Annotated in this window: 36 protein-coding genes; all 36 read left to right on the top strand. The window is 41.5% G+C overall.

Going from position 1 to position 20,879, the window contains the following annotated elements; genetic code table 11:
- Positions 1-25: 25 nt before the first annotated feature.
- The 36 genes from HMPREF0850_RS13015 (at position 26) to HMPREF0850_RS05305 (ending at position 20,875) form a co-directional block, all read left to right on the top strand.
- A complete protein-coding gene (locus tag HMPREF0850_RS13015) occupies positions 26-169 on the top strand; it encodes a hypothetical protein (RefSeq protein ID WP_000934021.1) in 144 nt (47 codons plus the stop codon).
- A 36-nt stretch (positions 170-205) separates the two neighbouring features.
- On the top strand, positions 206-1,762 hold the full coding sequence (locus HMPREF0850_RS05135) for a hypothetical protein (RefSeq protein ID WP_001103705.1): 1,557 nt from the start codon (positions 206-208) through the stop codon (positions 1,760-1,762).
- Positions 1,763-1,878: 116 nt separating this feature from the next.
- Positions 1,879-4,086, top strand: a complete 2,208-nt coding sequence (nrdD, locus tag HMPREF0850_RS05140) for an anaerobic ribonucleoside-triphosphate reductase (RefSeq protein ID WP_000636185.1) — start codon at positions 1,879-1,881, stop codon at positions 4,084-4,086.
- 11 nt (positions 4,087-4,097) lie between these two features.
- A complete protein-coding gene (locus HMPREF0850_RS05145) occupies positions 4,098-4,238 on the top strand; it encodes a hypothetical protein (RefSeq protein ID WP_000521625.1) in 141 nt (46 codons plus the stop codon).
- Positions 4,239-4,282: 44 nt separating this feature from the next.
- A complete protein-coding gene (locus HMPREF0850_RS05150) occupies positions 4,283-4,783 on the top strand; it encodes a GNAT family N-acetyltransferase (RefSeq protein ID WP_000423389.1) in 501 nt (166 codons plus the stop codon).
- Positions 4,784-4,792: 9 nt separating this feature from the next.
- Positions 4,793-5,293, top strand: a complete 501-nt coding sequence (locus tag HMPREF0850_RS05155) for a GNAT family N-acetyltransferase (RefSeq protein ID WP_000423436.1) — start codon at positions 4,793-4,795, stop codon at positions 5,291-5,293.
- A 5-nt stretch (positions 5,294-5,298) separates the two neighbouring features.
- The gene (gene nrdG, locus HMPREF0850_RS05160) at positions 5,299-5,895 is read left to right on the top strand and encodes an anaerobic ribonucleoside-triphosphate reductase activating protein (RefSeq protein WP_000220159.1); all 597 of its coding nucleotides are present in this window, start codon (positions 5,299-5,301) and stop codon (positions 5,893-5,895) included.
- Complete coding sequence (locus HMPREF0850_RS05165) at positions 5,892-6,557, top strand: uridine kinase family protein (RefSeq protein ID WP_000725969.1); 666 nt, start codon at positions 5,892-5,894, stop codon at positions 6,555-6,557. The genes nrdG and HMPREF0850_RS05165 overlap by 4 nt, the downstream gene beginning before the upstream one ends.
- Positions 6,558-6,772: 215 nt before the next feature.
- Complete coding sequence (gene rpsJ / locus HMPREF0850_RS05170) at positions 6,773-7,081, top strand: 30S ribosomal protein S10 (protein ID WP_001284513.1); 309 nt, start codon at positions 6,773-6,775, stop codon at positions 7,079-7,081.
- Positions 7,082-7,163: 82 nt separating this feature from the next.
- Entirely contained in the window at positions 7,164-7,790 is a 627-nt protein-coding gene (rplC, locus tag HMPREF0850_RS05175; RefSeq protein ID WP_000160197.1) for a 50S ribosomal protein L3, read from the top strand.
- Positions 7,791-7,814: 24 nt separating this feature from the next.
- Complete coding sequence (rplD, locus tag HMPREF0850_RS05180; protein ID WP_000024537.1) at positions 7,815-8,438, top strand: 50S ribosomal protein L4; 624 nt, start codon at positions 7,815-7,817, stop codon at positions 8,436-8,438.
- Positions 8,438-8,734: a 50S ribosomal protein L23 gene (locus HMPREF0850_RS05185; RefSeq protein ID WP_001055347.1), complete on the top strand. Its 297-nt coding sequence runs from the start codon at positions 8,438-8,440 to the stop codon at positions 8,732-8,734. Before rplD ends, HMPREF0850_RS05185 begins: the two co-directional genes overlap by 1 nt.
- 17 nt (positions 8,735-8,751) lie before the next feature.
- Positions 8,752-9,585 (top strand): 50S ribosomal protein L2, encoded by an 834-nt coding sequence (rplB, locus tag HMPREF0850_RS05190; RefSeq protein WP_000512905.1) that lies wholly within the window; start codon positions 8,752-8,754, stop codon positions 9,583-9,585.
- A 103-nt stretch (positions 9,586-9,688) separates the two neighbouring features.
- A complete protein-coding gene (rpsS, locus tag HMPREF0850_RS05195) occupies positions 9,689-9,970 on the top strand; it encodes a 30S ribosomal protein S19 (RefSeq protein ID WP_000533766.1) in 282 nt (93 codons plus the stop codon).
- Between the two features lie 11 nt (positions 9,971-9,981).
- Positions 9,982-10,326 (top strand): 50S ribosomal protein L22, encoded by a 345-nt coding sequence (rplV, locus tag HMPREF0850_RS05200; RefSeq protein ID WP_000818137.1) that lies wholly within the window; start codon positions 9,982-9,984, stop codon positions 10,324-10,326.
- A 12-nt stretch (positions 10,327-10,338) separates the two neighbouring features.
- Positions 10,339-10,992, top strand: a complete 654-nt coding sequence (gene rpsC, locus HMPREF0850_RS05205; RefSeq protein WP_000529936.1) for a 30S ribosomal protein S3 — start codon at positions 10,339-10,341, stop codon at positions 10,990-10,992.
- 3 nt (positions 10,993-10,995) lie between these two features.
- Positions 10,996-11,409 carry a 50S ribosomal protein L16 gene (gene rplP, locus HMPREF0850_RS05210; protein ID WP_000960948.1) on the top strand — a complete coding sequence of 138 codons (414 nt, stop codon included), beginning with the start codon at positions 10,996-10,998 and terminating at the stop codon, positions 11,407-11,409.
- Between the two features lie 9 nt (positions 11,410-11,418).
- Positions 11,419-11,625, top strand: coding sequence for a 50S ribosomal protein L29 (gene rpmC / locus HMPREF0850_RS05215; RefSeq protein WP_000772918.1), 207 nt, complete (start codon positions 11,419-11,421; stop codon positions 11,623-11,625).
- 24 nt (positions 11,626-11,649) lie between these two features.
- Entirely contained in the window at positions 11,650-11,910 is a 261-nt protein-coding gene (gene rpsQ / locus HMPREF0850_RS05220) for a 30S ribosomal protein S17 (RefSeq protein WP_000440801.1), read from the top strand.
- Between the two features lie 25 nt (positions 11,911-11,935).
- Positions 11,936-12,304: a 50S ribosomal protein L14 gene (gene rplN, locus HMPREF0850_RS05225; protein ID WP_000616548.1), complete on the top strand. Its 369-nt coding sequence runs from the start codon at positions 11,936-11,938 to the stop codon at positions 12,302-12,304.
- 78 nt (positions 12,305-12,382) lie between these two features.
- Positions 12,383-12,688, top strand: coding sequence for a 50S ribosomal protein L24 (rplX, locus tag HMPREF0850_RS05230; protein WP_000497690.1), 306 nt, complete (start codon positions 12,383-12,385; stop codon positions 12,686-12,688).
- 23 nt (positions 12,689-12,711) lie between these two features.
- Complete coding sequence (gene rplE / locus HMPREF0850_RS05235; protein ID WP_000013542.1) at positions 12,712-13,254, top strand: 50S ribosomal protein L5; 543 nt, start codon at positions 12,712-12,714, stop codon at positions 13,252-13,254.
- Positions 13,255-13,271: 17 nt separating this feature from the next.
- The gene (locus tag HMPREF0850_RS05240; RefSeq protein ID WP_001085697.1) at positions 13,272-13,457 is read left to right on the top strand and encodes a type Z 30S ribosomal protein S14; all 186 of its coding nucleotides are present in this window, start codon (positions 13,272-13,274) and stop codon (positions 13,455-13,457) included.
- Between the two features lie 213 nt (positions 13,458-13,670).
- Complete coding sequence (rpsH, locus tag HMPREF0850_RS05245) at positions 13,671-14,069, top strand: 30S ribosomal protein S8 (RefSeq protein ID WP_000245504.1); 399 nt, start codon at positions 13,671-13,673, stop codon at positions 14,067-14,069.
- Positions 14,070-14,261: 192 nt separating this feature from the next.
- Complete coding sequence (gene rplF, locus HMPREF0850_RS05250; RefSeq protein WP_000086628.1) at positions 14,262-14,798, top strand: 50S ribosomal protein L6; 537 nt, start codon at positions 14,262-14,264, stop codon at positions 14,796-14,798.
- 83 nt (positions 14,799-14,881) lie between these two features.
- Positions 14,882-15,238, top strand: a complete 357-nt coding sequence (gene rplR, locus HMPREF0850_RS05255; protein WP_000624044.1) for a 50S ribosomal protein L18 — start codon at positions 14,882-14,884, stop codon at positions 15,236-15,238.
- 17 nt (positions 15,239-15,255) lie between these two features.
- Positions 15,256-15,750, top strand: coding sequence for a 30S ribosomal protein S5 (rpsE, locus tag HMPREF0850_RS05260; RefSeq protein WP_000874204.1), 495 nt, complete (start codon positions 15,256-15,258; stop codon positions 15,748-15,750).
- A 13-nt stretch (positions 15,751-15,763) separates the two neighbouring features.
- Complete coding sequence (gene rpmD, locus HMPREF0850_RS05265) at positions 15,764-15,946, top strand: 50S ribosomal protein L30 (RefSeq protein WP_000057241.1); 183 nt, start codon at positions 15,764-15,766, stop codon at positions 15,944-15,946.
- 143 nt (positions 15,947-16,089) lie between these two features.
- On the top strand, positions 16,090-16,530 hold the full coding sequence (gene rplO, locus HMPREF0850_RS05270; protein ID WP_000766092.1) for a 50S ribosomal protein L15: 441 nt from the start codon (positions 16,090-16,092) through the stop codon (positions 16,528-16,530).
- An 11-nt stretch (positions 16,531-16,541) separates the two neighbouring features.
- Positions 16,542-17,852 (top strand): preprotein translocase subunit SecY, encoded by a 1,311-nt coding sequence (gene secY, locus HMPREF0850_RS05275; protein WP_000465383.1) that lies wholly within the window; start codon positions 16,542-16,544, stop codon positions 17,850-17,852.
- Positions 17,853-17,998: 146 nt separating this feature from the next.
- Complete coding sequence (locus HMPREF0850_RS05280) at positions 17,999-18,637, top strand: adenylate kinase (RefSeq protein WP_001050453.1); 639 nt, start codon at positions 17,999-18,001, stop codon at positions 18,635-18,637.
- Between the two features lie 116 nt (positions 18,638-18,753).
- Positions 18,754-18,972, top strand: coding sequence for a translation initiation factor IF-1 (infA, locus tag HMPREF0850_RS05285; RefSeq protein ID WP_001029883.1), 219 nt, complete (start codon positions 18,754-18,756; stop codon positions 18,970-18,972).
- A gap of 24 nt (positions 18,973-18,996) precedes the next feature.
- Positions 18,997-19,113: a 50S ribosomal protein L36 gene (gene rpmJ / locus HMPREF0850_RS05290; RefSeq protein WP_001808836.1), complete on the top strand. Its 117-nt coding sequence runs from the start codon at positions 18,997-18,999 to the stop codon at positions 19,111-19,113.
- A 17-nt stretch (positions 19,114-19,130) separates the two neighbouring features.
- The gene (gene rpsM / locus HMPREF0850_RS05295; protein WP_000090781.1) at positions 19,131-19,496 is read left to right on the top strand and encodes a 30S ribosomal protein S13; all 366 of its coding nucleotides are present in this window, start codon (positions 19,131-19,133) and stop codon (positions 19,494-19,496) included.
- A gap of 17 nt (positions 19,497-19,513) precedes the next feature.
- Positions 19,514-19,897 (top strand): 30S ribosomal protein S11, encoded by a 384-nt coding sequence (rpsK, locus tag HMPREF0850_RS05300; RefSeq protein WP_001118385.1) that lies wholly within the window; start codon positions 19,514-19,516, stop codon positions 19,895-19,897.
- A 42-nt stretch (positions 19,898-19,939) separates the two neighbouring features.
- Entirely contained in the window at positions 19,940-20,875 is a 936-nt protein-coding gene (locus tag HMPREF0850_RS05305; RefSeq protein WP_000568993.1) for a DNA-directed RNA polymerase subunit alpha, read from the top strand.
- Positions 20,876-20,879 lie beyond the last annotated feature (4 nt).

Here is a 20,879-nt window from a genome sequence, read left to right on the forward strand (position 1 = left end):
CGAATAGATAAGCAGGAGGATGAAAATGCTAAATCAAGAAGAACATGATTTTATCCTAGAGTTTCAAACAAGCAGTTTACACCGTTTTCGAGAGATTGAACGCTATGCTGAGCTAGATAAGAAGTTAAGGAAATATCAATCCTTAGCTGACATTCCTGTAAGATTTTGATATACTAAAACAGATAAACTTACTAGGAGAAATTGAATGAACGTATACGAGGAAAAAGACGAACAGCTAGAAGAATTTCGATACCAGTATCGGGAACGGCTGGATCAAGAGTCTGAATTTGGGCTGGAGCGAGGTAAGAAGAAACGAACTCCACTTCCGTTTTTTAGTGTGGCAATTTGGAGTCTGGCTGCTACAGCTGTTTCTGTCATGTTGCCTCTGATCTTTGGTTTGGTGAGCCCCCAACAGATGCAAGATCTTTATACTGGTTGGGCGCTACATCAGAGTGGGCAGATTTACACGGATTATTATGGTTCAAATGGACTGCTTTATTACGTACTAATCTATCTCTCTCAAGGGAGTATTCTTTTTGCTTTGGTGGAGTGGTTGGCCTTGTTCGGAGCTGGTGTTTTTCTATTTAAATCCGCAGATACCTTGACAGGTCAGGGAGAGCAGGCTAGACAGCTTTTGTTGGTTTTCTATCTGCTTGTGGGCAGTCTGGGATTTGGTGGTAGCTATGCAGTTGCTGTGGCCTTGCCTTTTCTATTTTATAGTTTTAGCCTAGTGGCTGACTATCTGGATGATCCAAGTAACGATAAAGGTTTCTTGCGAGTTGGGATGAGTTTAGCATTAGCTTTCTTCCTATCACCTATTCCCACAGCTTTGTTTGCAGCCACACTTGCCTTGAGTTTGTTTGGATTTAATATTGCCCAGCATCGATTTGCTCATGGATTGTATCAATTTTTCGCATCAGCTCTAGGATTTTCTCTCCTTTTTTATCCAATTGGCTATTATACAGTCTTAACAGGAACATTTGGTGATGCGATCAGCCATACCTTGTATCCAATAGATACACTTAGCCTATTTTCAAATGCCAATCTTATGGAGAATGCTGCTTTCTATGGCTTGCTATCCATCGGTGTTGGGATTCTGACAGTAATCTTTTCAGGATTGTTTCAGACCAAGTCAGCCAAACAATTTGCTATCTCAATAGGCGCTAGTTTAGGTTTACTGGTGACTCTTGCTCTGTTAATTCTTTCAAAGGAACCTTTGCATGGCTCACGTTTGGCAGCGATTTTGCCCTTTCTGACATTGTTATTGTTAACCAACATCAAAGAAGGAAGCTCTGATCGTATCAGTCGTAGTAGACGAAGAGTTCGCTCTTCATCACTCTTTGGTCGCTACCTCAAGGGAAATTTCTATCTACCATTAGTTGCGATAGTCTATTTACTTTTCCTACCTGTTTTGAGTCGCTATATTTCGCATCCAAGTACTTATCAGGAACGTGAGCAGCTTGCTAGCTTGGTCAAACAGCAAACGAGTTCCGAGGATCGTGTCTATGCTTGGGATAATCGGCCAGATTTCTACCGCGCAAGTGAACGCTTGGCACCAAGCTCTCTAGTGACACCAACACTCTATACTGCAAGCGACGAGAATAAAACGAAACTAGTCAATGACTTGAAAGAAAATCAACCGAAGATGATTTTGGTCAATCAAAAGGTTGCCTTGTGGTCGGATGTAGAGAGCCTACTTAGTGAAAAATACGAGCTTGTTCAGACGGATAGTAAGGAATTCAAGCTTTATAAATCTAAATAACAAATCAATATCTTGTGTATTTTTAAAAATTTTCGAAATTTTAACACAAGATATTGATTTTTCTTTTTAGAGTGGTATAATATCATTTAAGAAGAAAAATAGAAAAGAGCCTGGATATGATTGTATTAGAAGAAAACCTTGCAACCGTTCCCACTTTGTTCGTTGAAAAACGAGATGGTAGACGTGTAGTGTTTGATGTAGACAAGATTGACAAAGCTCTCCACAAGGCGGCTGACAAAGTCATGGATGTGACACCCTTGGTCGAAAAACGTCTAAATGGGCTGCTTGAGCGTATTGTTGCGGAAATTCACAGTCGCTTCCCTCAAGGTGTCAAGATTTACGAAATTCAAAATGTCGTAGAACATGAACTCCTTGAAGCTAAAGAATATGCGCTGGCTGAGGAGTATATCACTTATCGGACACAAAGGGATTTTGAGCGCTCAAAAGCGACAGATATAAACTTTAGTATCCATAAACTTCTCAATAAAGATCAAGCAGTTGTCAATGAAAATGCCAATAAAGACAGTGATGTCTTTAATACCCAGCGTGATTTGACAGCAGGGATTGTTGGGAAATCAATCGGGCTGCAAATGCTTCCTAAGCACGTAGCTAATGCTCACCAAAAAGGGGATATCCACTATCATGACTTGGACTACAGCCCCTACACTCCGATGACCAACTGCTGTTTGATTGATTTTAAAGGCATGCTGGAAAATGGTTTTAAGATTGGAAATGCAGAGGTAGAGAGTCCCAAGTCTATCCAGACTGCGACCGCTCAGATTTCACAAATCATTGCTAACGTTGCTTCTAGCCAGTACGGGGGCTGCTCAGCTGACCGTATCGATGAAGTCTTGGCTCCGTATGCGGAGAAGAATTACCAAAAACACCTCAAGGATGCGGAAGAGTGGGTCTTGCCTGAAAAACGGGAAGATTATGCTTGGAAGAAAACCCAAAAAGACATCTACGATGCCATGCAATCTCTTGAGTATGAAATCAACACTCTCTTCACTTCAAATGGACAAACACCTTTTACTTCACTAGGTTTTGGTCTAGGAACTAGTCGTTTTGAACGGGAAATTCAAAAAGCTATCTTGACCATCCGAATCAAGGGACTTGGTTCAGAACACCGTACAGCTATCTTCCCTAAACTCATCTTTACGTTGAAAAGAGGACTCAACTTAGAGGAAGGTTCACCTAACTACGACATCAAACGGTTGGCCCTCGAGTGTGCAACCAAGCGGATGTACCCAGATGTCTTGTCCTACGATAAGATTATTGAGTTGACAGGCTCCTTCAAGGTTCCTATGGGCTGCCGTTCTTTCCTCCAAGGATGGAAGGATGAGAATGGTGTCGAGGTCAATTCAGGTCGGATGAATCTAGGAGTTGTGACGGTCAATCTGCCTCGCATTGCCCTCGAGTCTGAAGGAGATCTGAATAAGTTTTGGGAAATCTTCAATGAGCGGATGAATATCGCGGAAGATGCCTTGGTTTACCGTGTGGAAAGAACTAAGGAAGCAACACCAGCGAATGCCCCTATCCTCTATCAGTACGGAGCCTTCGGTCGCCGTCTCGGAAAAGAAGAAAGTGTTGACCAACTCTTTAAGAATCGCCGTGCGACAGTTTCGCTGGGCTACATCGGTTTGTACGAGGTAGCGACAGTCTTCTTTGGAAACAGCTGGGAAAGCAATCCTGAAGCCAAGGAATTCACATTGGATATCATTCGCGATATGAAACGTCGTGTGGAAGAGTGGTCTGACCAATATGGTTACCATTTCTCTATCTACTCTACACCGTCTGAAAGTCTGACAGACCGCTTCTGTCGCTTGGATACAGAGAAGTTCGGCTCTATTCCGGACATCACGGACAAGGAATACTACACCAACTCTTTCCACTACGATGTTCGTAAAAATCCAACACCGTTTGAAAAATTAGACTTTGAGAAAGTTTACCCAGAAGCAGGTGCGTCAGGTGGTTTCATTCATTATTGTGAGTATCCAGTTCTTCAACAAAATCCTAAAGCCTTGGAAGCTGTTTGGGACTATGCCTATGACCGTGTCGGCTATCTAGGGACCAATACTCCGATTGATCGTTGCTACAAGTGTGACTTTGAGGGGGATTTTGAACCAACTGAGCGAGGATTTGCTTGTCCCAACTGTGGCAATAGCGACCCTAAAACAGTAGATGTGGTCAAACGTACGTGTGGTTATCTGGGAAATCCTCAAGCGCGTCCGATGGTTAACGGACGCCACAAGGAAATCGCTGCGCGTGTCAAACACATGAACGGTTCAACCATTAAAACAGCCGGACATGAAGTAACAAATTAGAAGGAAGTGGAATGGGGAAATACCAATTAGACGATAAGGGACGCGCACAAGTGACCCGTTATCACGAGAAACACTCGAAAGGTGGAACAGGTAAAAAAGAACGCTTGCTCAACCTCAGAGAACAGTTTTTAAACAAGAACAAGAAAAAATAAAAGTGAGAGTCCGCTCTCGCTTTTCTCTTAGGTGGGAGGGGAATATGGAACTACGCAGACCGATATTGGCAGATAAAGAAGCGATTTTAGAGATGGTGGCAGAGTTTGAACAGACTCAATCAGCCCACGATGGTGGGTTTTGGAACGCCAACAATTTTGTTTATGAAGAGTGGCTAGAAGAAAATCTTCAAGCGGAAGCGGGACTCAATATTCCTGAAAACTGGGTTCCTGCTATCCAGCTGGTTAGTTTTGACGTAGCAGGCCAGGCTCTTGGCTTTCTCAACCTTCGTCTCCGATTAAATGACTACTTACTAGAAAATGGGGGCCATATTGGCTACTCCATTCGTCCATCTGAAAGAGGTAAGGGTTATGCGAAAGAATCCCTCCGACAAGGTCTACAAGTTGCTAAGGGAAAGAATATTAAACGAGCTTTAGTGACTTGTAGCACAGAAAATCCAGCAAGCCGAGCTGTTATCTTAGCTAATGGAGGGGAGTTGGAGGATGTTCGAAACGGAACGGAGCGTTACTGGATTGATATAGATTGAGGAGAGTTTATGGAATTACGACGACCAACTTTGGAAGATAAAGACGCGATTTTAGAGATGATTGCGGAGTTTGAACAAGTACAGTCACCTCATGATGGTGGTTTCTGGGATACAGAGAACTTTGTGTATGAAGAGTGGTTGGAAATAAATATGCAAAAAGAGATGGGAATAAACTTGCCTGAAAATCGTGTTCCTTCTATTCAATTTGTATCATTTGATGATGTAGGTCGTGCTCTAGGATTTTTGAATCTGCGATTGAGACTGAATGAGGGTTTACTGAATTATGCTGGCCATATCGGCTATTCCATCCGCCCCTCTGAAAGAGGTAAAGGTTATGCCAAAGAAGCCCTCAGACAAGGTCTGCAAGTTGCCAAGGAAAAGAACATCAAAAAAGCACTTGTGACCTGTAGTGTGGGAAACTCTGTTAGTAGAGCGGTGATTGTATCAAATGGCGGGGTGTTTGAAGATGTTCGCAATGGCGTAGAACGTTACTGGATAGACTTGGAGTAGACAGCATGACATGGAATACACCAAAACCAGGTGAATGGAAAAGTGAGGAACTTAGTAAAGGACGGATCATTGATTATAAGGCCTTTAACTTTGTCGATGGAGAAGGTGTGCGCAACTCTCTCTATGTATCAGGTTGCATGTTTCACTGCGAGGGGTGCTATAATGTTGCGACTTGGTCATTCAACGCAGGCATTCCCTATACAGCAGAATTAGAAGAACAGATCATGGAAGATCTCGCCCAACCTTATGTTCAAGGATTGACCTTGCTGGGAGGAGAACCTTTTCTTAATACAGGCATTCTCTTACCACTCGTTAAACGCATTCGAAAGGAATTGCCAGACAAAGACATCTGGTCCTGGACGGGCTACACTTGGGAAGAAATGATGCTGGAGACTCCAGATAAACTGGAACTCTTATCATTGATTGACATCCTTGTCGATGGACGGTATGATAAAAGCAAGCGCAATCTCATGCTCCAGTTTCGAGGTTCGTCCAATCAACGAATTATCGATGTGCAAAAATCCCTCAAAAGTGGGCAAGTAGTGATTTGGGACAAGCTTAATGACGGAAAAGAAAGCTATGAGCAGGTGAAGAGAGAATGAAGAAAAAAGACCTGATAGAACAACTGGTTTCAGAGATCGAAACGGGAAGAATTAGGACGCTAGGGATCTGCGGTCATGGGGCTTCAGGTAAATCAACCTTTGCACAGGAATTGTACCAAGCTTTAGATTCTACTACAGTAAATTTACTAGAAACAGATCCCTATATCACTTCAGAACGTCACCTGGTAGTACCAAAGCAAGCACCAAATCAAAAGGTGACAGCTTGTCTGCCAGTGGCACATGAACTGGCAAGTTTACAGAGAGATATTCTCGCCTTAAAGGCTGGCATGGACATCTTGACGATTGATGAACCTTGGAAGCCAAGCGAAGTCTTAACTGGCTCAAAACCAATTCTGATTGTTGAAGGGATGTCTGTGGGCTTTCTACCCAAGGAACTCTTTGATAAAACCATCTGTTTTTACACGGATGAAGAAACAGAATTAAAGAGGCGTCTAGCTAGAGATACGACTATGAGAAATCGCGATGCTTCCTTTATATTGGCTAGCCATCAGATGAGACGGGAGCAATATCTGCGATACTATAGAGAAACCGAGTCTAAAGCGGACATTTTAGTAGATCAATCAGAAGATACATTCAAGGTCAAAATGACACACGAAAAGACGGTTTTTTATAGATATAAATCCGTAATTTTGGAAAGATGAAAAAGGAAAACAGTTTCATCCTAAAAAAACGAAAAAAAGCTCACAAATCCCTTGCAATCGCAGGGGCTTTGTGTTATTCTATTATGGTGCTGTAAATTACAGCCTTAGCTTTGATGCAAGAGGTTGCGACACGCTCGGTTGCATTGCCACGCAACGCGCGTCGGTTTTCTTGTGGAGCTAGCCTATTATCTTAAATAGACGAAAAGGAGAAAAAGATGGCAAACAAAAAAATCCGTATCCGTTTGAAAGCTTACGAACACCGTACGCTTGACACAGCGGCTGCAAAAATCGTAGAATCAGCTACTCGTACAGGTGCACAAGTTGCGGGTCCAATCCCACTTCCAACTGAGCGTAGCCTCTACACAATCATTCGTGCGACTCACAAATACAAAGACTCTCGCGAACAATTTGAAATGCGTACACACAAACGTTTGATCGATATCGTTAACCCAACTCAAAAAACAGTTGATGCTTTGATGAAATTGGATCTTCCAAGTGGTGTAAACGTAGAAATCAAGCTTTAATCCAAAGTTTGAAACCTTGAGCATAAAAAACGCTCGTTAAAAACTTTTTGAATAAAAAATATAGAAAAGGAACTATTTTCTCATGACAAAAGGAATCTTAGGGAAAAAAGTGGGAATGACTCAAATCTTCACTGAAGCTGGCGAATTGATCCCTGTAACAGTTATTGAAGCAACTCCAAACGTTGTTCTTCAAGTTAAAACTGTTGAAACAGACGGATACAACGCTATCCAAGTTGGTTTCGATGACAAACGCGAAGTATTGAGCAACAAACCTGCTAAAGGACATGTAGCGAAAGCTAACACGGCTCCTAAGCGCTTCATTCGTGAATTCAAAAACGTTGAAGGCTTGGAAGTTGGTGCTGAAATCACAGTTGAAACATTCGCAGCTGGAGACGTTGTTGACGTAACTGGTACTTCTAAAGGTAAAGGTTTCCAAGGTGTTATTAAACGTCACGGACAATCACGTGGACCAATGGCTCACGGTTCTCGTTACCACCGTCGTCCAGGTTCTATGGGACCTGTTGCACCTAACCGCGTATTCAAAGGTAAAAACCTTGCAGGACGTATGGGTGGCGACCGCGTAACAATTCAAAACCTTGAAGTTGTACAAGTTGTTCCAGAAAAGAACGTTATCCTTATCAAAGGTAACGTACCAGGTGCTAAGAAATCTCTTATCACTATCAAATCAGCAGTTAAAGCTGGTAAATAATAAAGAAAGGGGAAATCAGTCACAATGGCAAACGTAACATTATTTGACCAAACTGGTAAAGAAGCTGGCCAAGTTGTTCTTAACGATGCAGTATTTGGTATCGAACCAAATGAATCAGTTGTGTTTGATGTGATCATCAGCCAACGCGCAAGCCTTCGTCAAGGAACACACGCTGTTAAAAACCGCTCTGCAGTATCAGGTGGTGGACGCAAACCATGGCGTCAAAAAGGAACTGGACGTGCTCGTCAAGGTTCTATCCGCTCACCACAATGGCGTGGTGGTGGTGTTGTCTTCGGACCAACTCCACGTTCATATGGCTACAAACTTCCACAAAAAGTTCGTCGCCTAGCTCTTAAATCAGTTTACTCTGAAAAAGTTGCTGAAAACAAATTCGTAGCTGTAGACGCTCTTTCATTTACAGCTCCAAAAACTGCTGAATTTGCAAAAGTTCTTGCAGCATTGAGCATCGATTCAAAAGTTCTTGTTATCCTTGAAGAAGGAAATGAATTCGCAGCTCTTTCAGCTCGTAACCTTCCAAATGTGAAAGTTGCAACTGCTACAACTGCAAGTGTTCTTGACATCGCAAATAGCGACAAACTTCTTGTCACACAAGCAGCTATCTCTAAAATCGAGGAGGTTCTTGCATAATGAATTTGTATGATGTTATCAAAAAACCTGTCATCACTGAAAGCTCAATGGCTCAACTTGAAGCAGGTAAATATGTATTTGAAGTTGACACTCGTGCACACAAGCTTTTGATCAAGCAAGCTGTTGAAGCTGCTTTCGAAGGTGTTAAAGTTGCCAACGTTAACACAATCAACGTAAAACCAAAAGCTAAACGTGTTGGACGTTATACTGGTTTTACTAACAAAACTAAAAAAGCTATCATCACACTTACAGCTGATTCAAAAGCAATCGAGTTGTTTGCTGCTGAAGCTGAATAATCTAAGGAGGAAATATCGTGGGAATTCGTGTTTATAAACCAACAACAAACGGTCGCCGTAATATGACTTCTTTGGATTTCGCTGAAATCACAACAAGCACTCCTGAAAAATCATTGCTTGTTGCTTTGAAGAACAAGGCTGGTCGTAACAACAACGGTCGTATCACTGTTCGTCACCAAGGTGGTGGACACAAACGTTTCTACCGTTTGGTTGACTTCAAACGTAACAAAGACAACGTTGAAGCAGTTGTTAAAACAATCGAGTACGATCCAAACCGTTCTGCAAACATCGCTCTTGTACACTACACTGACGGTGTGAAAGCATATATCATCGCTCCAAAAGGTCTTGAAGTTGGTCAACGCATCGTTTCAGGTCCAGAAGCAGATATCAAAGTCGGAAACGCTCTTCCACTTGCTAACATCCCAGTTGGTACTTTGATCCACAACATCGAGTTGAAACCAGGTCGTGGTGGAGAATTGGTACGTGCTGCTGGAGCTTCTGCTCAAGTATTGGGTCAAGAAGGTAAATATGTTCTTGTTCGTCTTCAATCTGGCGAAGTTCGTATGATTCTTGGAACTTGTCGTGCTACAGTTGGTGTTGTCGGAAACGAACAACATGGACTTGTAAACCTTGGTAAAGCAGGACGTAGCCGTTGGAAAGGTATCCGCCCAACAGTTCGTGGTTCTGTAATGAACCCTAACGATCACCCACACGGTGGTGGTGAAGGTAAAGCACCAGTTGGTCGTAAAGCGCCATCTACTCCATGGGGCAAACCTGCTCTTGGTCTTAAAACTCGTAACAAGAAAGCGAAATCTGACAAACTTATCGTTCGTCGTCGCAACGAGAAATAATAGTAAACTAGTCGCCTAAGCAACTAGGAAATCCGCCAGCTCGGTAGCGCTCCATGTGAGCGCAAGCCGCTGTGGTACAACATTTAAAGGAGAAAATATAAAAATGGGACGCAGTCTTAAAAAAGGACCTTTCGTCGATGAGCATTTGATGAAAAAAGTTGAAGCTCAAGCTAACGACGAAAAGAAAAAAGTTATCAAAACTTGGTCACGTCGTTCAACGATCTTCCCAAGTTTCATTGGTTACACTATCGCAGTTTATGACGGACGTAAACACGTACCTGTTTACATCCAAGAAGACATGGTAGGTCACAAACTTGGTGAATTTGCACCAACTCGTACTTACAAAGGTCACGCTGCAGACGACAAGAAAACACGTAGAAAATAAGGAGAACATAAATGGCAGAAATTACTTCAGCTAAAGCAATGGCTCGTACAGTACGTGTTTCACCTCGTAAATCACGTCTTGTTCTTGACAACATCCGTGGTAAAAGCGTAGCCGATGCTATTGCAATCTTGACATTCACACCAAACAAAGCTGCTGAAATCATCTTGAAAGTTTTGAACTCAGCTGTAGCTAACGCTGAAAACAACTTTGGTTTGGACAAAGCTAACTTGGTAGTATCTGAAGCATTCGCAAACGAAGGACCAACTATGAAACGTTTCCGTCCACGTGCGAAAGGTTCAGCTTCACCGATCAACAAACGTACAGCTCACATCACTGTAGCTGTTGCAGAAAAATAAGGAGGTAAAATCGTGGGTCAAAAAGTACATCCAATTGGTATGCGTGTCGGCATCATCCGTGATTGGGATGCCAAATGGTATGCTGAAAAAGAATACGCGGATTACCTTCATGAAGATCTTGCAATCCGTAAATTCGTTCAAAAAGAACTTGCTGACGCAGCAGTTTCAACTATCGAAATCGAACGCGCAGTAAACAAAGTTAACGTTTCACTTCACACTGCTAAACCAGGTATGGTTATCGGTAAAGGTGGTGCTAACGTTGATGCACTCCGTGCAAAACTTAACAAATTGACTGGAAAACAAGTACACATCAACATCATCGAAATCAAACAACCTGATTTGGATGCTCATCTTGTAGGTGAAGGAATTGCTCGTCAATTGGAGCAACGTGTTGCTTTCCGTCGTGCACAAAAACAAGCAATCCAACGTGCAATGCGTGCTGGAGCTAAAGGAATCAAAACTCAAGTATCAGGTCGTTTGAACGGTGCAGATATCGCCCGTGCTGAAGGATACTCTGAAGGAACTGTTCCACTTCACACACTTCGTGCAGATATCGATTACGCTTGGGAAGAAGCAGATACTACATACGGTAAACTTGGTGTTAAAGTATGGATCTACCGTGGTGAAGTTCTTCCAGCTCGTAAAAACACTAAAGGAGGTAAATAACCAATGTTAGTACCTAAACGTGTTAAACACCGTCGTGAATTCCGTGGAAAAATGCGCGGTGAAGCAAAAGGTGGAAAAGAAGTAGCTTTCGGTGAATACGGTCTTCAAGCTACAACTAGCCACTGGATCACTAACCGCCAAATCGAAGCTGCTCGTATCGCCATGACTCGTTACATGAAACGTGGTGGTAAAGTTTGGATTAAAATCTTCCCACACAAATCATACACTGCTAAAGCTATCGGTGTGCGTATGGGATCTGGTAAAGGGGCACCTGAAGGTTGGGTAGCACCAGTTAAACGTGGTAAAGTGATGTTTGAAGTTGCTGGTGTATCTGAAGAGATCGCTCGCGAAGCGCTTCGTCTTGCTAGCCACAAATTGCCAGTTAAATGTAAATTCGTAAAACGTGAAGCAGAATAAGGAGAAGGCATGAAACTTAATGAAGTAAAAGAATTTGTTAAAGAACTTCGTGGTCTTTCTCAAGAAGAACTCGCGAAGCGCGAAAACGAATTGAAAAAAGAATTGTTTGAACTTCGTTTCCAAGCTGCTACTGGTCAATTGGAACAAACAGCTCGCTTGAAAGAAGTTAAAAAACAAATCGCTCGTATCAAAACAGTTCAATCTGAAGCGAAATAATAGACTAGGGAAGGAGAAATTTCAATGGAACGCAATAATCGTAAAGTTCTTGTTGGACGTGTTGTATCTGACAAAATGGACAAGACAATCACAGTTGTAGTTGAAACAAAACGTAACCACCCAGTCTATGGTAAACGTATTAACTACTCTAAAAAATACAAAGCACATGATGAAAACAATGTTGCCAAAGAAGGCGATATCGTACGTATCATGGAAACTCGTCCGCTTTCAGCTACAAAACGTTTCCGTCTTGTAGAAGTTGTTGAAGAAGCGGTCATCATCTAATCAAGCCTGAAAGGAGAAAACTGAAATGATTCAAACAGAAACTCGTTTGAAAGTCGCAGACAACAGCGGTGCACGCGAAATCTTGACTATCAAAGTTCTTGGTGGTTCTAAACGTAAATTTGCGAACATCGGTGATGTCATTGTGGCATCTGTAAAACAAGCTACTCCTGGTGGTGCGGTTAAAAAAGGTGACGTTGTAAAAGCTGTTATCGTTCGTACTAAATCAGGTGCTCGTCGTGCTGATGGTTCATACATCAAATTTGACGAAAACGCAGCAGTTATCATCCGTGAAGACAAAACTCCTCGCGGAACACGTATCTTTGGCCCAGTTGCACGTGAATTGCGTGAAGGTGGCTTCATGAAGATCGTGTCACTTGCTCCAGAAGTACTTTAATTTTAAAAAAACAAACTAGTCCCCTAGCTTCAAGCTAGGGTGCCCTTATGGGCGTAAGAAAAATCAAGGAGAAACCTAATGTTTGTAAAAAAAGGCGACAAAGTTCGCGTAATCGCTGGTAAAGATAAGGGAACAGAAGCTGTTGTCCTTACTGCCCTTCCAAAAGTAAACAAAGTTATCGTTGAAGGTGTAAACATCGTTAAGAAACACCAACGTCCAACTAATGATCTTCCTCAAGGTGGTATCATCGAGAAAGAAGCAGCTATCCACGTATCAAACGTTCAAGTATTGGACAAAAATGGTGTGGCTGGTCGTGTTGGTTACAAATTTGTAGACGGTAAGAAAGTTCGCTACAACAAAAAATCAGGCGAAGTGCTTGATTAATCACGAAGGAAAGGAGAAGTATAATGGCAAATCGTTTAAAAGAAAAATATCTTAATGAAGTAGTTCCTGCTTTGACAGAACAATTCAACTACTCATCAGTGATGGCTGTGCCTAAAGTAGATAAGATCGTTTTGAACATGGGTGTTGGTGAAGCTGTATCAAACGCTAAAAGTCTTGAAAAAGCTGCTGAAGAATTGGCACTTATCTCAGGTCAAAAACCACTTATCACTAAAGCTAAAAAATCAATCGCCGGCTTCCGTCTTCGTGAAGGTGTTGCGATCGGTGCAAAAGTTACCCTTCGTGGTGAACGTATGTACGAATTCTTGGACAAATTGGTTTCAGTTTCACTTCCACGTGTGCGTGACTTCCACGGTGTTCCAACAAAATCATTTGACGGACGCGGGAATTACACACTTGGTGTGAAAGAACAATTGATCTTCCCAGAAATCAACTTCGATGACGTTGACAAAACTCGTGGTCTTGACATCGTTATCGTAACAACTGCTAACACTGACGAAGAGTCACGTGCATTGCTTACAGGCCTTGGAATGCCTTTTGCAAAATAATATAGGAGGTAAATCTAATGGCTAAAAAATCAATGATTGCTAAGAACAAACGTCCAGCGAAGTTCTCTACTCAAGCTTATACTCGTTGTGAAAAATGTGGTCGTCCACATTCAGTTTACCGCAAATTTAAACTTTGCCGTGTTTGCTTCCGTGAATTAGCTTACAAAGGACAAATTCCTGGTGTAACAAAAGCATCTTGGTAATATCATGATACAAAGAGCGTAACAACCACAGCAAAAATAGAAAATTTGGTGAAGGAGCGATGCTCCAAAACAAATTTATCTTTTTTGCACAGGTTGTAGCTCGTGTTCAAATAAGAGTTCTCTCATTTGAATGTGTCAATACTATCTGAGCCCAGCTCAATCATTAACTAGCAAGTGCAACTTGCAAACTACTAGTAAGAGGAGAAAAACAAAATGGTTATGACTGACCCAATCGCAGACTTCCTAACTCGTATTCGTAACGCTAACCAAGCGAAACACGAAGTACTTGAAGTACCTGCATCAAACATCAAAAAAGGGATTGCTGAAATCCTTAAACGCGAAGGTTTTGTTAAGAACGTAGAGATCATCGAAGATGACAAACAAGGCATCATCCGTGTATTCCTTAAATACGGACCAAACGGTGAAAAAGTTATCACTAACTTGAAACGTGTTTCTAAACCAGGACTTCGTGTCTACAAAAAACGTGAAGATCTTCCAAAAGTTCTTAACGGACTTGGAATTGCTATCCTTTCAACTTCTGAAGGTTTGCTTACTGATAAAGAAGCGCGCCAAAAGAATGTTGGTGGTGAGGTTATCGCTTACGTTTGGTAAAATCAAGATACAAAGCTCGTAAAGAACAAAGCAAAATTAGGAAGTTGGAGGAGTTTGTTTACAAACAAGCCAACTTATCTATTTTGCACAGTTCTTAGAGCGTGTTCAATTTAGCTATTGAACTTAGTAAGTATCTTTAACCCCGTGAAAACTGACCGTCATGGTCTGACAATCTAACAGGAGAAAATAAACATGTCACGTATTGGTAATAAAGTTATCGTGTTGCCTGCTGGTGTTGAAATCACTAACAATGACAACGTTGTAACTGTAAAAGGACCTAAAGGAGAACTTACTCGTGAGTTCTCAAAAGATATTGAAATTCGTGTGGAAGGTACTGAAGTAACTCTTCACCGTCCAAACGATTCAAAAGAAATGAAAACAATCCACGGAACTACTCGTGCCCTTTTGAACAACATGGTTGTTGGTGTATCAGAAGGATTCAAGAAAGTACTTGAAATGCGTGGGGTTGGTTACCGTGCACAACTTCAAGGAAACAAACTTGTTTTGGCTGTAGGTAAATCTCATCCAGACGAAGTTGAAGCTCCAGAAGGAATTACTTTTGAACTTCCAAACCCAACAACAATTGCTATCAGCGGAATTTCAAAAGAAGTAGTTGGTCAAACAGCTGCTTACGTACGTAGCCTTCGCTCACCTGAACCATATAAAGGTAAAGGTATCCGTTACGTTGGCGAATACGTTCGTCTTAAAGAAGGTAAAACAGGTAAATAATGTTGAGTGGTTGATCTTCAAGCACCGACCTATTTTCCAACTTTGTGCATAGCACACGATTTAAAACTAAAGAGGTGAAAACTGTGATTTCTAAACCAGATAAAAACAAACTCCGCCAAAAACGCCACCGTCGCGTTCGCGGAAAACTCTCTGGAACTGCTGATCGCCCACGTTTGAACGTATTCCGTTCTAATACAGGCATCTACGCTCAAGTGATTGATGACGTAGCGGGTGTAACGCTCGCAAGTGCTTCAACTCTTGACAAAGAAGTTTCAAAAGGAACTAAAACTGAACAAGCCGTTGCTGTCGGTAAACTCGTTGCAGAACGTGCAAACGCTAAAGGTATTTCAGAAGTGGTGTTCGACCGCGGTGGATATCTATATCACGGACGTGTGAAAGCTTTGGCTGATGCAGCTCGTGAAAACGGATTGAAATTCTAATAGGAGGACACTAGAAAATGGCATTTAAAGACAATGCAGTTGAATTAGAAGAACGCGTAGTTGCTGTCAACCGTGTTACAAAAGTTGTTAAAGGTGGACGTCGTCTTCGTTTCGCAGCTCTTGTTGTTGTTGGTGACCACAACGGTCGCGTAGGATTTGGTACTGGTAAAGCTCAAGAAGTTCCAGAAGCAATCCGCAAAGCAGTAGAAGATGCTAAGAAAAACTTGATTGAAGTTCCTATGGTTGGAACAACAATCCCACACGAAGTACTTTCAGAATTTGGCGGAGCTAAAGTATTGTTGAAACCTGCTGTAGAAGGTTCTGGAGTTGCCGCTGGTGGTGCAGTTCGTGCCGTTGTGGAATTGGCAGGTGTGGCAGATATTACATCTAAATCACTTGGTTCTAACACTCCAATCAACATTGTTCGCGCAACTGTTGAAGGTTTGAAACAATTGAAACGCGCTGAAGAAGTTGCTGCCCTTCGTGGTATCTCAGTTTCTGATTTGGCATAAGAAAGGGGATAAAATGGCTCAAATTAAAATTACTTTGACTAAGTCTCCAATCGGACGCATTCCATCACAACGTAAAACTGTTGTAGCACTTGGACTTGGCAAATTAAACAGCTCTGTTATCAAAGAAGACAACGCTGCTATTCGTGGTATGATCACAGCAGTATCTCACTTGGTAACAGTTGAAGAAGTAAACTAATGATTTTTAGGGGATGTGCAGTATACCATCCCCTAAAACTAGATATGGTCATCAAAGATGACAATCGTATAGGCGAGTTGATATGGGGGACAACCTTTTCTCTCTTATCGGCGCTAGCATTTTACAAAAGAGGAGAAAAAATAATGAAACTTCATGAATTGAAACCTGCAGAAGGTTCTCGTAAAGTACGTAACCGTGTTGGTCGTGGTACTTCATCAGGTAACGGTAAAACATCAGGTCGCGGTCAAAAAGGTCAAAAAGCTCGTAGCGGTGGCGGAGTTCGCCTTGGTTTTGAAGGTGGACAAACTCCATTGTTCCGTCGTCTTCCAAAACGTGGATTCACTAACATCAACGCTAAAGAATACGCAATTGTAAATCTTGATCAATTGAACGTTTTTGAAGATGGTACTGAAGTTACTCCAGTTGTTCTTATCGAAGCAGGAATTGTAAAGGCTGAAAAATCAGGCGTTAAAATTCTTGGTAACGGTGAGCTGACTAAGAAGTTGACTGTGAAAGCAGCTAAATTCTCAAAAACAGCTGAAGAAGCTATCACTGCTAAAGGTGGTTCAGTAGAAGTCATCTAGAGAGGTGACCTATGTTTTTTAAATTATTAAAAGAGGCCCTCAAGGTTAAGAAAGTACGATCAAAAATTCTCTTTACGGTTTTTATCATACTTGTCTTCCGTATCGGGACTAGTATTACTGTACCAGGTGTGAATGCAAAAAGTCTGGAAGCTTTGAGTGGATTATCCTTCTTAAACATGCTTAGTTTAGTTTCAGGGAATGCCATGAAGAACTTCTCAGTTTTTGCACTCGGTGTGAGTCCGTATATCACGGCTTCCATCGTTGTTCAATTGCTACAAATGGATATTGTTCCAAAGTTTGTAGAGTGGGGCAAGCAGGGGGAAGTAGGACGGAGAAAGATAAACCAAGCGACTCGTTATATTGCGCTTGTACTTGCGTTTGTGCAATCAATCGGAATCACTGCTGGTTTTAATACTCTATCTGGTGCAAAATTATTAACGACAGATCTAACCCCTCAAGTCTTTGTTACAATTGGTATTATCCTGACTGCAGGTACTATGATTGTTACTTGGCTCGGGGAGCAAATCACTGATAAGGGATATGGTAACGGGGTGTCTATGATTATCTTTGCTGGGATTGTGGCTTCAATTCCAGAGATGATTCATGGCATCTACGTGGACTATTTTGTCAATATTCCAAGTGATCGGTTGACGTCATCTATTATATTTGTCGTTATTCTCATTATCGCTGTCTTGTTGATTGTTTACTTTACAACATATGTACAACAGGCAGAATATAAAATTCCGATCCAATATACAAAAGTTGCTCAAGGTGCTCCATCCAGTTCTTACCTTCCTTTGAAGGTCAATCCTGCTGGTGTTATCCCAGTTATCTTTGCAAGTTCCATTACAGCAGCACCTGCAGCCATTCTTCAGTTTTTGAGCGCTACAGGTCATGATTGGGCTTGGGTACGTACAGCACAAGAAATGCTTGCGACAACATCTCCAACAGGTGTTGCCATGTATGCACTGCTGATTATTCTCTTTACATTCTTCTATACATTTGTACAGATCAATCCAGAGAAAGCAGCAGAAAACTTGCAAAAGAGCGGAGCCTATATCCATGGTGTCCGTCCAGGTAAAGGAACGGAAGAGTTTATGTCAAAACTTCTTCGTCGCCTTGCAACCGTCGGTTCCCTTTTCCTTGGTGTTATTTCAATCTTGCCGATTGTAGCAAAAGATGTCTTTGGGCTCTCAGAAGCGGTTGCTTTTGGGGGAACTAGTCTTTTGATCATTATTTCGACAGGTATCGAAGGAATCAAACAGCTAGAAGGTTACCTATTGAAACGTAAGTATGTTGGTTTCATGGACAAAACAGAATAAAAGCAAGACTACTTTTGCTTAGAGAGTGGAGTATGAAGGTCTATCTATAAGAGAGACTTTCGTCTCCCCTCTTCTATTTTGTTTTTAAATAGGAGTTGAAACTAGCTTTTTGCTTCTATTTAAATACAAAATAAGGAGATCAGATCATGAATCTTTTGATTATGGGCTTACCTGGAGCAGGTAAGGGAACGCAAGCAACTAAAATTGTGGAACAATTCCACGTGGCACACATTTCAACTGGAGATATGTTCCGTGCTGCTATGGCAAATCAAACTGAAATGGGTGTACTTGCAAAGTCATACATTGACAAAGGTGAGTTGGTTCCAGATGAAGTTACAAATGGAATTGTTAAAGAACGCCTTTCACAGGATGATATCAAAGAAACAGGTTTCTTGTTAGATGGTTACCCACGTACGATTGAACAAGCTTATGCCTTGGACAAAACATTGGCTGAACTTGGTATTGAATTGGAAGGTGTGATCAATATCGAAGTGAATCCAGACTGTCTCTTGGAACGTCTGAGTGGCCGTATCATCCACCGCCAAACAGGTGAAACCTTCCACAAAGTTTTCAACCCACCAGTTGACTATAAAGAGGAAGATTATTACCAACGTGAAGATGACAAACCTGAAACTGTTAAGCGTCGTTTGGATGTCAATATCGCACAAGGAGAACCAATCATTGCTCACTATCGTGCCAAAGGTTTGGTTCACGATATCGAAGGAAATCAAGATATCAATGATGTGTTCAAAGACATCGAAAAAGTATTGACAAATTTGAAATAAAGCGTTTTTCACACTTGCAAAAAATCGCTACAAATGTTATACTGAAATAGTCTGACTTATAATTGTTGTCTCTGTGTTTAGAGGCATCGAATCGAAATTTATGGAGGTGCTTTTGCGTGGCAAAAGACGATGTGATTGAAGTTGAAGGCAAAGTAGTCGATACGATGCCTAACGCAATGTTTACGGTTGAACTTGAAAATGGACATCAGATTTTAGCAACAGTTTCTGGTAAAATTCGTAAAAACTATATTCGTATTTTAGCGGGAGATCGTGTTACTGTCGAGATGAGTCCATATGACTTGACACGTGGACGTATCACTTACCGCTTTAAATAATCGAAAAACTTGGAGGGATAAGAAATGAAAGTAAGACCATCGGTCAAACCAATTTGCGAATACTGTAAAGTAATTCGTCGTAATGGTCGTGTTATGGTAATTTGCCCAGCAAATCCAAAACACAAACAACGTCAAGGATAAGATAGAAAGGAGAAAACATGGCTCGTATTGCTGGAGTTGACATTCCAAATGACAAACGCGTAGTAATCTCATTGACTTACGTTTATGGTATCGGACTTGCAACATCTAAGAAAATTTTGGCTGCTGCTGGAATCTCAGAAGATGTTCGTGTACGTGACCTTACATCAGATCAAGAAGATGCTATCCGTCGTGAAGTGGATGCAATCAAAGTTGAAGGTGACCTTCGTCGTGAAGTAAACTTGAACATCAAACGTTTGATGGAAATCGGTTCTTACCGTGGTATTCGTCACCGTCGTGGACTTCCTGTCCGTGGACAAAACACTAAAAACAACGCTCGCACTCGTAAAGGTAAAGCTGTTGCGATTGCTGGTAAGAAAAAATAATATAGGAGGTAAAAGTCTTGGCTAAACCAACACGTAAACGTCGTGTGAAAAAGAATATCGAATCTGGTATTGCTCATATTCACGCTACATTTAATAACACTATTGTTATGATTACTGATGTGCATGGTAATGCAATTGCTTGGTCATCAGCAGGTGCTCTTGGTTTCAAAGGTTCTCGTAAATCTACACCGTTCGCTGCTCAAATGGCTTCTGAAGCTGCTGCTAAATCTGCACAAGAACACGGTCTTAAATCAGTTGAAGTTACTGTAAAAGGTCCAGGTTCTGGTCGTGAGTCAGCTATTCGTGCGCTTGCTGCCGCTGGTCTTGAAGTAACAGCAATTCGTGATGTGACTCCAGTGCCACACAATGGTGCTCGTCCTCCAAAACGTCGCCGTGTATAATCATTGCATTACACTGCTTTTCGTTTAAGAGGGAGTAACTAAATGATCGAGTTTGAAAAACCAAATATAACAAAAATTGATGAAAATAAAGATTATGGCAAGTTTGTAATCGAACCGCTTGAACGTGGCTACGGTACAACTCTTGGTAACTCTCTTCGTCGTGTACTACTAGCTTCTCTACCAGGAGCAGCAGTGACATCTATCAACATTGAAGGTGTCTTGCATGAGTTCGACACAGTTCCAGGTGTTCGTGAAGACGTGATGCAAATCATTCTGAACATTAAAGGGATTGCAGTGAAATCATACGTTGAAGACGAAAAAATCATTGAGCTTGACGTTGAAGGTCCTGCTGAAATTACAGCTGGAGACATTTTGACTGACAGTGATATTGAGATTGTAAATCCAGATCATTATCTCTTTACAATCGGTGAAGGTTCTTCTCTAAAAGCGACAATGACTGTTAACAGTGGTCGTGGATATGTACCTGCTGATGAAAACAAAAAAGATAATGCACCAGTTGGAACACTTGCTGTAGATTCTATTTATACACCAGTTACAAAAGTCAACTATCAAGTAGAGCCTGCTCGTGTAGGTAGCAACGATGGTTTTGACAAATTAACCCTTGAAATCTTGACTAATGGAACAATTATTCCAGAAGATGCTTTAGGGCTTTCAGCACGAATCTTGACAGAACATCTTGATTTGTTTACAAATCTTACTGAGATTGCTAAGTCAACTGAAGTGATGAAAGAAGCTGATACTGAATCTGACGATCGTATTTTGGATCGTACGATTGAGGAACTGGACTTGTCTGTGCGTTCATACAACTGTTTGAAACGTGCCGGTATCAATACTGTGCATGATTTGACAGAAAAATCTGAAGCAGAGATGATGAAAGTACGAAATCTTGGACGCAAGAGTTTGGAAGAAGTGAAACTCAAACTCATTGACTTGGGTCTGGGATTAAAAGATAAATAAAGGA

This window comes from Streptococcus sp. M143, from assembly GCF_000162495.1.
Classification (GTDB): domain Bacteria; phylum Bacillota; class Bacilli; order Lactobacillales; family Streptococcaceae; genus Streptococcus; species Streptococcus dentisani.